Source organism: Bacillus sp. MAG717A (assembly GCF_036884855.1).
GTDB classification, from domain to species: Bacteria; Bacillota; Bacilli; order Bacillales; family Bacillaceae; genus Bacillus; species Bacillus safensis.
The window spans coordinates 1651445-1664208 of sequence record NZ_CP145733.1; the positions used below are offsets into that span (position 1 = coordinate 1651445).

Genomic DNA, 12764 nt, shown 5'->3' on the forward strand with positions numbered 1-12764 from the left:
AGGCTTCTGTTTTTGAAGCATCGAATGTTAAGTACCTTGATCGCTGCCTTCAGTGTGTGCATGATCTTATCGGGCTGCTCACAGTCAGCTGAAAGCTCAGCAAAAGGCAAAAAAAGCGCTGAATCAAGTGAGCGTATTGTAGCAACGACTGTAGCTGCTGCGGAGATCATGGATGCTTTAGAGGTGGATCTTGTCGGGGTGCCAACAAGTCAAAAATCCTTGCCCACTCGTTACAAAGGACTGCCAGAAGTCGGCAATCCCATGAGCCCGGACATGGAAATCATCCAATCACTTCAACCGACAGATGTCCTGTCTGTCACAACCCTTCAATATGATTTAGAGAAACCCTTTCAGCAAGCAGGTGTCCCTGCCACATACTTAAATCTCGAGAGTATGGCCAACATGGAGAAGGTCATCACGAAGCTTGGGGATCAGTATGACAGGAAGAAGCAGGCTGAGCGCATTGTGTCTGCGTTTGAGCAAAAAAAGAAAGACATACAAGAGAAGGCAAAAGGAAAACGCAAGCCGTCCGTTCTGATTTTGCTTGGTGTGCCAGGAAGTTATTTGGTGGCGACAGAAAATTCATATATTGGTGATCTTGTACGTATCGCAGGAGGAAAGAACATTGTGGAAGGCGAGAAAATGGAGTATTTGGAATCCAATACGGAGTATTTACAAAAAGCCAATCCAGATATCATTCTCCGAGCCGCACATGGGATGCCGGATGAAGTCGTCAAAATGTTTGATCAAGAATTTAAAACAAATGACATCTGGAAACATTTTAATGCGGTCAAACAAAACCGGGTGTATGACCTCGAAGAAAGCTTATTCGGGACAACAGGCAATTTAAAGGCAGCAGAGGCATTAGATGAATTGACTCGTATGTTGTATCCGTCATAAGTTTGCGAATCTTAATGATAAAAGGACGTTCAAGATGAAAAAAACAGGATTTTTATTTCTGATAGTCAGTCTCTTACTGGTCTGCGTGTTTATTTATTCAGCCATTACTGGGAGCATTCATGTGACCCCAATTGAATTATTAGAAGGGCTCATCACCGGTCAACATGCACAGGTAGAAATCATTAAAGATTTGAGAATCCCCCGCGTGCTCATCGCGATGTTTACAGGGGCCGCCTTATCTGTCTCCGGTGTACTGCTTCAGTCGGTCATGAGGAATCCGTTAGCTGATGCCGGCGTCATTGGGATTTCATCAGGAGCCAGCTTCTTTTCATTAATGGCGATTACAGCGCTTCCTCAATTTTATTTCTACTCACCTTTATTTTCGGTATTAGGCGGGGCGATTGCGTGTTTCCTCGTTTACGTTCTATCTTGGAAGGGTGGTTTAAGCCCGATCCGCATGATCTTAGTTGGGATCGCCATCAATGCCATGTTTACTGGAATGGCTGAAGCATTTGTGACCATTTGCAGCTATTTCAATATCACAATTAATCAGTCAGGACAGTCGAATCTCACGATGAAAACGTGGGGAGATGTCCGTTTAATCGGTGTCTATGGTGTCGTCGGTCTTGTCGTTGCACTCTTCTTCAGCAAATGGTGCAACCTCCTGGCTCTTCAAGACAAGACAGCGAAAAACTTAGGATTGCGTGTGACCAGAATGCGCCTTTTGATTTCCATCACAGCCGTTTTACTTGCGGCGGTGACAGCTGCAGTAGCGGGCGTGATAGCCTTTGTCGGCTTGCTCATTCCGCACATTTCAAGAAGGCTTGTTGGCTCGGATCACCGGGTACTGATTCCATTTTCTGCGTTAAGCGGGGCTTTGCTTATTTTGACGGCTGATACGCTTGGCAGGACGCTTGTGGCGCCAAATGAGATTCCTGCTTCTACGATTATGGCCGTGATTGGCGGGCCGTTTCTGATCTTTTTATTAAAAAGGGGGGACCGTCTCCATGGACATTCGTGAGGTGTCATTCTCATATGACCAGCAGAAGGACATCGTTCAATCGGTCACAACACAGATTGAAAAGGGGAAAATCACAACCATTATCGGTCCAAATGGCTCGGGAAAATCCACACTGCTCTCCTTAATGGCAAATAATCATTGTCCAAATAAAGGGCAGATTCACTTAGATGGGCAAGCGCTGAATGCGTTCAAGCCAAAGGAGCTGGCAAAAAAGTTAGCTGTCGTCCATCAGCAAAATGAAGCACCGCTTGATTTAACGATCGAACGGGTCGTGGCATTCGGCAGAACGCCGTACCAGACAATGCGCGGAGGAGACAAGGAAGAGGATGAGAGAGCGATAGAGTGGGCGCTGTCCAGTACAAAGCTAACGGACAAACGAAAGGTGCCGCTCGCCTCACTGTCAGGTGGAGAGCGGCAGCGTGTATGGATTGCGATGGCACTTGCGCAAAAAACACCGATCCTTTTCTTAGATGAACCGACAACTTATTTGGATATCTACTATCAATTTGACATTCTTGAGCTGATTCGTGAGCTGAATGCCATGCACGGATTAACCATTGTCATGGTGCTCCACGATATGAATCAGGCTGTCCGCTACAGCGATATCATCATAGCGATGAAGGATGGACAGATTATCAGTGAAGGACAGCCAAACGATGTGTTAACAGAGGAAAACGTACGGCACATTTATGATGTGTCCGTGACGATTAGACAGGATGCAGAAACAGGGATGTACATCGTGCCTGTTGGTATATAAGCTGGGCAAAAAGCAGGTGAGACAGTGTGAAACGAGGAAAACGGCTTTGGCAGCGGATGCTGACGATCGTTTGTTTAGGAGTATTGATTTATAGCGGTACAGCCATCGGCTTCGAACTTTTCGGTTATTATCAAAATCGCCAGGTGCTTGCAAAGGCCCAGACGATGTATGGACATGAAGAAATGAATGAAAAACGGGAGACGGGAAAGATCCGTTCGTCATTTGATGAGCTGCGGAAGGTGAATGAGGACATTGTCGGCTGGATCAATATGGAGGATACGATGATTCAGTACCCGATCGTTCAATCTCGCGATAATGCGTTCTACTTAACTCGTAATTATTTAAAAAACGACACCCGGGCAGGCAGTATCTTTATGGACTATCGTAATGATGTCCTGCATGAAAGCCCAAATACAGTGGTGTACGGCCATCGGATGAGGGATGGATCCATGTTCGCTGGACTCACAAACTATTTGAAAAAAGATTTCTTCCATGGGCACCGGACATTTCAGTACGATACGCTGTATCAAAGCTATGAAGCGGAGATTTTTGCCGTGTATGAAACGACGGTTGACTTCGATTATATTCAAACCGATTTTCAGGATCTTGGCGAATATGCCCATTACTTGCAAGCCGTGCGGAAGAAATCAATCTATCAAACGAAGACAGACGTGTCCACAGATGACCTCATCCTCACCTTATCGACCTGTGATCATGTGCTTGCACCTAAAAACGGGCGTCTCGTGGTACAGGCAAAGCTAAAGAAAGTTTACTAGAAAAGGAGAGACTGACGGTTGAAATTTTCACATGTGATCTTGGCGGGACTCGTCTTGATGCTTCTCCTCAGCGGATGCAGTCAGGCAGCACCTGTAGAGAAAGAAAGCGCGGCAGGAGCGCTGAAGATAAAGGATTTTACCGGAAGAACGCTGTCGTTTGATGAATCCCCTCAGCGTATCGTCGCCTTATCGACCGGGGACTTGAGCATTCTATATGCTTTAGGCGGTGAGGCGGTCGGCAGGCCAACTGCCGAGTTACCAAACAGCTTACAAAAGGCAAAGTCCGTACAAACGATTGGCACAACGCATCAATTTGATGTAGAGCTGATCACAAGCTTAAACCCTGATGTTGTGCTTGGAAATGAACAATTAAACAGCAAGGACATCTCTACAATAGAAGGGATTGGTTCACAGCTTCTTTTGACAAGCGCCAATTCTGTGAAGGACATCCAGCGCCAAATATCGTTATTTGGGGAGTTGCTTGGGAAGCAGCAAAAGGCTAAAGCACTCAATGATGAAATTGATGAGCGGAAAAAGCAGGTCAAGCAGCCTAAGAAAAAAGTAAAAACACTCGTTGTGTACGGTGCACCCGGCACATATATGGCGGCGCTTCCTCAATCCTTAAGCGGAGATTTACTGCATATCGCTGGGGGTGCAAACATCGCTGAGAATGAACCGGCACTCGAAAAATTCCCTCAATACGCCCAAATCAATGCTGAAAAGGTGATCGAAGCCGATCCTGATCTCATTCTGCTCATGACACACAGCAATCCTGAAGATGTGAAAGCGGGCTTTATGAGTGAAATGAAACAGAATGCAGCATGGCGCGACGTATCAGCTGTCAAAAATGGCCGCGTGGAGATTTTGCCTAGTGATTTATTCGGGACGAATCCAGGTGCAGACGTCATCAAGGCGATTGATGAACTAGAGAAGAGATTGAAGCGATTGTCATCATGAAGGTGAATGCAGAGTTAGATTTTCAAAAAAGACAGTCGAGACGAAGGTGGCTGATACCAGGACTGCTTCTTTCCCTAGGTGTGGGCATATGTCTAGGGCTTGCATTAGGTTCTGTTCAATTATCGCTGCCAGATTTGATCGCTGCTTTGACGGGATCAGGCCAGCCTGTCCATGAAAAGATCGTCATGGATTTACGCCTGCCGCGCGTTCTCATAGGCTTCATCGTCGGGGCCTGTCTCGCAGCATCAGGAGCGATTTTACAAGGAGTCGTCCGAAATCCACTCGCTGACCCTGGCATCATCGGAGTGACCGCCGGCGGTGGATTAGCGGCTGTACTCAGCATGATTGTGTTTCCACAATTCACGTATCTGCTTCCAGCGGCTGCCTTTCTTGGCGCTTTATTAGCGGCACTCGTTGTGTATATCCTGTCGTTTGACCAAGGGGTTTCGCCACTGAAATTGATTCTGGCGGGAGTGGCAGTCAATGCCCTGCTTGGTGCGGTCATGAATGGGTTGATGGTGCTTTATAGTGAGCGTGTGCAGGCTGTTCTGCCTTTTTTATCAGGAGGATTAAATGGACGGAGCTGGCATCATCTGAGCTTTGTGTCACCCTATGCGCTTGCCGGCTTGTGTCTTTGTTTTTTTGCGATCAAGCCCGCAAATCTTCTTTTACTTGGTGATGAGTCAGCGCAGCTGCTCGGCCTTAGAATCGAGCGAACCCGTTTTTTCTTAATTGCACTGGCGGCGCTTTTGGCGGGTGCAGCGGTAAGCGTGAGCGGTTTAATTGGATTTGTCGGTCTTGTCGTCCCTCATTTTATCCGCCTTTTAATTGGAGATGACTACAGGTACCTGCTGCCGATCTCGATGCTGGGCGGCGGCGTACTTGTGGTCTTTGCTGATACAGCGGCACGGGTATGGTTTACACCGGTTGAACTGCCTGTGGGTATTCTGCTTGCCTGTATCGGTGCACCTTTCTTCCTCTATTTATTAAAAAAGAAAGGGAGGGGTTAAATTGGATGTGATTGCAATGGATGACGTGAGTCTCAGTCAAGGAGGCTTTCGATTGTCGTCTATTTCAGCAGCTGTGCCTAAAGGGAGTGTAACAGGAATTATTGGACCGAACGGGTCAGGGAAGTCGACGTTTATTAAAGCGGCCGCACGCCTTACATCGATCGAAAGCGGCATGATTTATATTCACGATATCCCGCAAAAAGAAATGACAGCACAGGAGATTGCACAGGAAATCGCCGTTCTGATGCAGACGAGAACTGCCATCCCATCGATGACAGTACGTGAGCTGGTTGCACTTGGACGTAGTCCGCATCGTTCGATCTGGAAAAAGAGCTCGCAGACAGATCAGGAAGCGATAGAGTGGGCGCTTGATGTGACCAATAGCCGCGTAAATGAAAACAGGATGCTGCATACATTGTCAGGCGGAGAAAGGCAAAAGGCGTATATTGCAATGGCACTGGCTCAGAAGACAGAGACGATTATTCTGGATGAGCCTACCACTTACTTAGATATTGCGCACCAGCTTGATTTACTAGAGCTGCTCAAACAGCTGAATGAAACACATGGGATCACCATTTTAATGGTTCTTCATGACCTGCAGCAGGCAGCAAAATATTGTGACCGCCTGATTGCGATGAAGCGTGGTCAGGTTTACCAAATAGGGACACCAAACGAAGTATTAACAGAAAATTTTTTCAAAGAAGTCTTTGGGATTCAGGCAGAGGTTCACTTAGATGGAGAGCATCCGCTCATTATCCCAATCGCTTCGGTCCAACAACAAAAGGGAGATGAACCAAACATGATCATTGTAAACAACCAGGTTAGAGTAGAAAAAGGCAGTGCAGACCACCTTGTCAAGCGTTTTAACAAGCAGGGACAAGTAGAATTCATGGAAGGATTTTTAGGCATGGAAGTCTGGGTCACACAGCAGACAACCGATTACGATGAAGTGACCATTCATACCCGCTGGAATCGAAAAGAAGACTTTGTGAACTGGACAAAATCTCAGGCATTTGGAGATGCACACGCTCATGGAAAAGCAAAACCTGAAGGCCTTTTAAAAAATACAATTACGTATTATGAAGTGCAAGTCACAAGACCTGCATTACAGAAAAAAGCCTAAAAAAGAAACACAGCGCTGCGGCCCACATGCAGCGCTCTTTTTTTGCATTTTTTTATTTTCCGTCACATATTGTTGACAAAGTATTCAAATAACTGACACAATACCATCCAATTTTTAGGTAAAATTTACTTTATTTTTGAAGCGTATGGGTGTAAAGTACAGGTATAAATAACTAACCGAATGAAAATCAAGAGTAAAATTTCACCGAGTGAACCATTTCAAATGGACTTTTATTTGTGAAACATTGAACAAATAGTGAATATTTTGTGAAGTGGTGAGCATGAATCGTTCGGCATGTGAAAGTAAGGGAGGATGTAAGGCTGTGAGTGAGCTGTTTTTAGCAAGATTTCAATTTGCTTCAACGACATTATTTCATTTTATTTTTGTTCCTATGTCAATAGGTTTGGTGTTTATCGTCGCATTGATGCAGACCCTTTATGTCGTCAAGAAAAAAGACATCTATAAAAAGATGGCGAAGTTTTGGGGTCACCTGTTCTTACTTAACTTTGCAGTAGGTGTGGTAACAGGGATTCTGCAGGAATTCCAGTTTGGGATGAACTGGTCAGATTATTCAAGGTTTGTCGGTGATGTCTTTGGTGCACCGCTTGCCATTGAAGCGCTTTTGGCCTTTTTCCTTGAATCTACATTTATTGGACTTTGGATATTCGGCTGGGATCGTCTGCCGAAGAAAATTCATTTATTGTGCATTTGGCTTGTTTCCCTTGGTACGATCTTTTCGGCGTTTTGGATTTTACTCGCCAACTCATTTATGCAGGAGCCAGTTGGATTTGCCATAAAAAATGGTCGTGCAGAAATGAATGATTTTGGCGCTCTTGTAACGAACCCGCAGCTTTGGGTTGAGTTCCCACACGTTCTGTTTGGTGCACTGGCAACAGGAGCTTTCTTTATTGCAGGAGTTAGTGCCTATAAAATGATTAAAAAACAAGAAATCGCCTTTTTCAAAAAGTCATTCCAGATTGCGATGGTCCTCGCTTTAATTTCTGGCTTAGGTGTAGCGTTCTCTGGACATGATCAAGCGAAGCATTTAATGAAATCACAGCCAATGAAAATGGCAGCAAGTGAAGCCCTTTGGAAGGATAGTGGAGATCCAGCGGCTTGGACACTATTTGCCAACATTGACACAGATAAAAAAGAAAACTCTGCGGAGATCAATATTCCGTTTGCCTTAAGTTATTTGGCTTATCAGAAGTTCAGCGGAGATGTTCCAGGCATGCTGACACTTCAAAAAGAATATGAAGCTAAGTTTGGCCCTGGAGACTACATTCCACCAGTGAAAACAACATTCTGGAGCTTTAGAATTATGGTCGGTGCCGGCATGCTGATGATTTTTGCTAGTATGATTGGCTTGTACTTAAGCTTTAGAAAGAAACTTGAAACAAACAAATGGTATTTACGCTTCATGGTATGGATGATTGCGTTCCCGTTTATTGCGAACTCAGCCGGCTGGATCATGACTGAGATCGGGCGTCAGCCGTGGACCGTCTTTGGTATGATGACGACGGCTCAATCGATTTCACCGAACGTATCGTATGGCATGCTGTTATTCTCAGTCATTAGCTTTACGGCGATGTATCTGATTCTTGCTATTGTGCTTGCTTACTTATTCATTCGAGAAATTAAAAAAGGTGCACATTCTGAAGAAGATACAGATCAAAAGGATGAAACGGACCTGTCTACAGATCCATTTGATGGAGGCGCATATCATGGCATATCTTAACGAGATTTGGTTTATTCTTGTCGCAGTATTGTTTGTTGGATTTTTCTTCTTAGAAGGATTTGATTTTGGTGTCGGGATGTCCATGCAGCTGCTTGGAAAGGACGCGCACGAGCGCCGCATTTTAATCAATACGATTGGTCCTTTCTGGGATGCGAATGAGGTCTGGCTGATTACAGCTGGCGGCGCTATTTTCGCTGCATTTCCTCACTGGTATGCCACGATGTTCAGCGGATACTATATTCCGTTTGCGGTTCTCCTCTTAGCGCTCATTGGGCGCGGGGTCGCCTTTGAATTCCGAGGGAAGGTTGAGAAAGCCTCTTGGATCAAGGCATGGGACTGGGTCATCTTCTTTGGCAGTCTGCTTCCGCCATTTTTACTAGGTGTATTATTCACGAGTATTTTACGCGGGATGCCAATTGATCAAGACATGAACATGTACGCTGGTTTTACGGACTTTGTGAATCTTTATTCAGTGATCGGCGGGGTAGCCGTGACGGTTCTTTGTCTTCTGCATGGATTGATTTTCGTCACACTTCGTACAGAGGGTGACTTAAGAGATCGTGCAAGAAAACTAGGTCAGCGTGTCCTGCTCATTGCACTCCCTGTTCTTGTCATATTTGTCGGTGTGTCCATCATTGAAACAGATATTTATACCGTACGCCCGATCATCACCATTCCGTTAACTGTGCTGATTGTGGCTTGTTATATAGCTGCTCTTGTTTTGATGAGAAAAGAACGTGATGGCTGGACATTCTTATTCACAGGCGCAGGCATCATGGTGACGGTGTCCATGCTTTTCACTGCATTGTTCCCGCGCGTCATGATTAGTTCAATCAGCCATTCATTTGATCTCACGATTCAAAACGCTGCATCTGGATCTTATTCACTGACGGTCATGACGATTGTGGCCATTTCTTTGCTGCCCTTTGTGCTTGGGTATCAAATTTGGAGCTATTACGTCTTCCGTAAACGTGTAAGCGGTAAGGAGCCAATGACCTACTAATGGATAAAAGTTTGCTTCAACTAAAAGGAATGAGAGGGCTTCTTGCCCTCTTAGGTATTGTGTCACTCATCCAAGGAGCAAGTATTATTTTCCAAGCACAGTGGCTGGCACATGCCATTACAACGCTGTTTGACGGGAAAAGCCTCTCGCAGGCAACGCCATATGTCCTGCTGTTTCTTGCTGCCTTTCTTGTGCGGCACGGTCTCACCTTGATTCGGGAGAAGGTCATGTTTACCTACTCTTCCCGAATTGGAGCAGACGTTAGAAAGCAGCTGCTAGACCAACTCTTTCGATTAGGGCCTGCCTTCGCAAAGAAAAAAGGGACAGGTAAGCTTGTCACATTAGCAATGGAAGGAATTGCTCAATACCGTCAGTATTTACAGCTGTTTTTGCCGAAAATGGTGAACATGGCAGTGATTCCGGCAATGGTCCTTATCTATGTGTGGACATTAGATGAAACATCTGCCGTCATTTTAATTGTGACGCTGCCTATTTTAATTATTTTTATGATTTTGCTAGGCCTTGTTGCTCAGCGTAAAGCGGCCAAACAATGGAGATCGTATGAGAAATTATCCAATCATTTTACTGACTCTCTCCGCGGCCTTGAGACGCTTCGTTACTTAGGTATCAGCAAAAAGCACTCCCGTAATATTGCAGAGGTGTCAAAGCGATATCGAAAAGCGACCATGAGCACACTGAAGGTCGCCTTTCTGTCATCGTTTGCACTCGATTTCTTTTCCATGCTATCAATTGCAACCGTCGCTGTTTTTCTTGGCTTGCGATTAATTGAAGGAGAGCTTCTCTTATTGCCGGCTTTGACGGCGCTTATGCTGGCGCCAGAGTATTTCCTTCCGGTACGTGAAGTAGGAAATGATTATCATGCGACGTTAAATGGAAAAGAAGCGAATGAAGCTATGCAGGTCATTTTAGAAGAAAAGGGCTTTCGCACGCAGGAGACACAATCTGTGCAGCTGGACAATTGGGATGCACAATCCGTGCTCACGCTGCAAGATGTTTGTGTCCAGCATGATGAACATGCCCCTTATTCCATTCAGGATGTAGATCTCACTGTCAAAGGGAAGAAAAAAATCGGCATCATTGGTGCCAGTGGTTCAGGGAAATCGACGTTAACCGATGTCCTCGGCGGCTTTGTTGAACCGTCTTCGGGTCAAATCACGCTAAACGGCCAGCCGCTTGTTCATTTACAGATGAAGGAATGGCAAAAGGAAGTTGTCTATATGCCGCAGCATCCCTATTTATTTCACATGACATTAAGAGAAAACATTCGTTTTTATGAACCGAATGCAACAGATGAAGAAGTGGATAGAGCTGTGCATGAGGCTGGTTTAACTCAGCTTGTCACGCAGCTGCCAAATGGTCTGGATGAGGTCATTGGAGAACAGGGAAGAGGGCTAAGCGGCGGACAGGCGCAAAGAATTGCCCTTGCTCGAACTGTGCTGGGCCAGCGGTCGATTATGCTGTTAGATGAACCAACGGCGCATCTCGATATTGAAACAGAGTACGAACTAAAGAAAACAATGCTTCCGCTGTTTGAACATAAACTTGTGTTCTTAGCGACACACAGGCTCCATTGGATGCCGGACATGGATGAAATCATTGTCATGGATCAAGGAACCGTCGCAGAAATGGGGACACATGAATCATTAATGCAAAGAAAAGGCGTGTATTATCAATTGGTACAGGAGCAAATGGGGGCGGTCACACATGATCAGTAAAGGCTGGTTTATACCTTATATCAAGGAGAATCGAAAGCTGTTTGCCTTGGTTTTATTTTTAGGAGCCATTGCGGTATTCTCTGCTTCTATGCTGATGTACACGTCAGGCTTTCTCATTTCAAAGGCCGCGACAAGGCCTGAGAATATACTCATGGTCTACGTCCCAATCGTGGCTGTACGTACCTTTGGTATTTCGCGCTCTGCTGCCCGCTATGCAGAAAGGCTGGCGAGCCATCAGCTCATTTTGACAATGATTGAAAAAATGCGTGTACGTCTGTATGACATGGCTGAACGAAGTGCCAAACAGACAAAGCTGGGGACAGGTGAAATGCTTGGTCTCTTGTCAGATGATGTGGAGAGACTGCAGGATGCCTATTTAAAAACCATCTTTCCATCCATCGGTGCACTGCTTTTATATGCCGCATCCATTGGAGCACTTGGCCTTTTCTCATGGCCTTTTGCTGGACTGATGCTGCTTTATATGGCACTTCTCGTCTTCGTCTTCCCATACGTCACAGTGCTTGTGAACCGGGCAAGACAAATTCAAATGAAAAAAGGCAGAAATGAACTGTACAGCCATTTAACAGATGCAGTCATGGGCGTTAGTGACTGGCTGTTCAGCGGCAGGCAGAACGATTTTGTTGATGGTTATGAACAAAAAGAAGCGCAGCTGTTAGCGCTTGAAGCAGCAAAGCACCGATTTATCCGCCTGCGCCAATTTTTTGCACAGCTCATCATTGGAGGAGCTGTCGTGCTTGTCGTGTATTGGAGCGGATCGGTCGTTCAGTCAGGATCCATGTCACACACCCTGATTGCAGCCTTTGTGCTTGTGCTGTTTCCGTTAACAGAAGCCTTTCTTCCGCTGTCAGATGCAGCAGGTGATATCCCTGTCTATCAGCATGCTGTCAGCAGATTACATCATTATGAAAAGCAGTCATATGAAGGAGAAACTGAGAGCGAGGCAGTGGATCAGTCAACCCTTTCTCACGATGAAGCTGTCTGTTTCGATCATGTGTCTTTTCGGTATGACACGCATCAATATGTACTTCAAAACCTGTCCTTTTCTCTGAAGCAAGGGGAATCACTCGCGCTCTTAGGAAAAAGCGGTGCAGGCAAATCGACCATTTTAAAATTGTTAGAAGGGGCAGTCGTTCCAAATCAAGGAGCTGTCAGCATTCAAGGAAAACCGGTTCAAAGCATTCAAGAGAAGGTGTCTGCCTATGTGTCTGTGCTCAATCAACAGCCTTATTTATTTGATACGTCTGTTTTAAACAATATTCGTTTAGGATCTCCAGAGGCGACAGAAGAGCAGGTAAAAGAAGCTGCTAGACAAGTGCAGCTGCATGATTACATCGAGTCTTTGCCAGAAGGTTATCACACAGGTGTTCAGGAGACAGGGGTTCGATTTTCAGGTGGAGAAAGACAACGTATGGCATTAGCTCGGATTTTGCTGCAGGACACGCCGGTTGTTATATTAGATGAACCGACCGTCGGGCTTGATCCACGGACAGAGCGTGAATTGCTTGCAACCATCTTCCGTGTGTTAAAAGGGAAAACAGTTATTTGGATAACCCATCATCTGACTGGCTGTGAGGCGTGTGACCGCATCATGTTTATTGAAGATGGGCGCATTGAGATGCAGGGTCAGCATCAGGATTTACTAAAAGAAAACAAGCGTTATCAAAAGCTGTATGAAATGGATCGTCCGTTTTCTACAATATAAATGAAATGACAAAAACGTTC

11 protein-coding genes are annotated in these 12764 nt (G+C 45.5%); all 11 read left to right on the plus strand.

Features of this window, described 5'->3' with window-relative positions; all coding sequences use genetic code 11:
• The first annotated feature begins 12 nt into the window (after positions 1 to 12).
• Positions 13 to 900, plus strand: a complete 888-nt coding sequence (isdE, locus tag V6Z54_RS08420; RefSeq protein WP_041087611.1) for a heme ABC transporter substrate-binding protein IsdE — start codon at positions 13 to 15, stop codon at positions 898 to 900.
• Between the two features lie 34 nt (positions 901 to 934).
• Positions 935 to 1921, plus strand: a complete 987-nt coding sequence (locus V6Z54_RS08425; RefSeq protein WP_041087613.1) for an iron ABC transporter permease — start codon at positions 935 to 937, stop codon at positions 1919 to 1921.
• Positions 1908 to 2678, plus strand: a complete 771-nt coding sequence (locus V6Z54_RS08430; RefSeq protein WP_041087616.1) for an ABC transporter ATP-binding protein — start codon at positions 1908 to 1910, stop codon at positions 2676 to 2678. The genes V6Z54_RS08425 and V6Z54_RS08430 overlap by 14 nt, the downstream gene beginning before the upstream one ends.
• A 26-nt stretch (positions 2679 to 2704) precedes the next feature.
• Complete coding sequence (srtB, locus tag V6Z54_RS08435) at positions 2705 to 3454, plus strand: class B sortase (protein WP_073978803.1); 750 nt, start codon at positions 2705 to 2707, stop codon at positions 3452 to 3454.
• 18 nt (positions 3455 to 3472) lie between these two features.
• Positions 3473 to 4411 (plus strand): ABC transporter substrate-binding protein, encoded by a 939-nt coding sequence (locus V6Z54_RS08440; protein ID WP_338527919.1) that lies wholly within the window; start codon positions 3473 to 3475, stop codon positions 4409 to 4411.
• Positions 4408 to 5421 (plus strand): iron ABC transporter permease, encoded by a 1014-nt coding sequence (locus V6Z54_RS08445; RefSeq protein ID WP_338527920.1) that lies wholly within the window; start codon positions 4408 to 4410, stop codon positions 5419 to 5421. Before V6Z54_RS08440 ends, V6Z54_RS08445 begins: the two co-directional genes overlap by 4 nt.
• Before the next feature lie 7 nt (positions 5422 to 5428).
• The gene (gene isdG, locus V6Z54_RS08450; protein WP_338527968.1) at positions 5429 to 6544 is read left to right on the plus strand and encodes a heme oxygenase; all 1116 of its coding nucleotides are present in this window, start codon (positions 5429 to 5431) and stop codon (positions 6542 to 6544) included.
• A gap of 322 nt (positions 6545 to 6866) precedes the next feature.
• The gene (locus V6Z54_RS08455) at positions 6867 to 8282 is read left to right on the plus strand and encodes a cytochrome ubiquinol oxidase subunit I (RefSeq protein WP_041087626.1); all 1416 of its coding nucleotides are present in this window, start codon (positions 6867 to 6869) and stop codon (positions 8280 to 8282) included.
• Positions 8269 to 9285: a cytochrome d ubiquinol oxidase subunit II gene (gene cydB, locus V6Z54_RS08460; RefSeq protein WP_305960550.1), complete on the plus strand. Its 1017-nt coding sequence runs from the start codon at positions 8269 to 8271 to the stop codon at positions 9283 to 9285. Before V6Z54_RS08455 ends, cydB begins: the two co-directional genes overlap by 14 nt.
• Positions 9285 to 11021, plus strand: a complete 1737-nt coding sequence (cydD, locus tag V6Z54_RS08465) for a thiol reductant ABC exporter subunit CydD (RefSeq protein ID WP_338527921.1) — start codon at positions 9285 to 9287, stop codon at positions 11019 to 11021. The genes cydB and cydD overlap by 1 nt, the downstream gene beginning before the upstream one ends.
• The gene (gene cydC, locus V6Z54_RS08470) at positions 11011 to 12744 is read left to right on the plus strand and encodes a thiol reductant ABC exporter subunit CydC (RefSeq protein WP_338527922.1); all 1734 of its coding nucleotides are present in this window, start codon (positions 11011 to 11013) and stop codon (positions 12742 to 12744) included. Before cydD ends, cydC begins: the two co-directional genes overlap by 11 nt.
• Positions 12745 to 12764: the final 20 nt, after the last annotated feature.

Coding starts and splice junctions, on each gene's coding strand:
- V6Z54_RS08425 (WP_041087613.1), top strand. CDS start 935: ATGAAAAAAACAGGATTTTTATTTCTGATAGTCAGTCTCTTACTGGTC.
- V6Z54_RS08430 (WP_041087616.1), top strand. CDS start 1,908: ATGGACATTCGTGAGGTGTCATTCTCATATGACCAGCAGAAGGACATC.
- V6Z54_RS08445 (WP_338527920.1), top strand. CDS start 4,408: ATGAAGGTGAATGCAGAGTTAGATTTTCAAAAAAGACAGTCGAGACGA.
- cydB (WP_305960550.1), top strand. CDS start 8,269: ATGGCATATCTTAACGAGATTTGGTTTATTCTTGTCGCAGTATTGTTT.
- cydD (WP_338527921.1), top strand. CDS start 9,285: ATGGATAAAAGTTTGCTTCAACTAAAAGGAATGAGAGGGCTTCTTGCC.
- cydC (WP_338527922.1), top strand. CDS start 11,011: ATGATCAGTAAAGGCTGGTTTATACCTTATATCAAGGAGAATCGAAAG.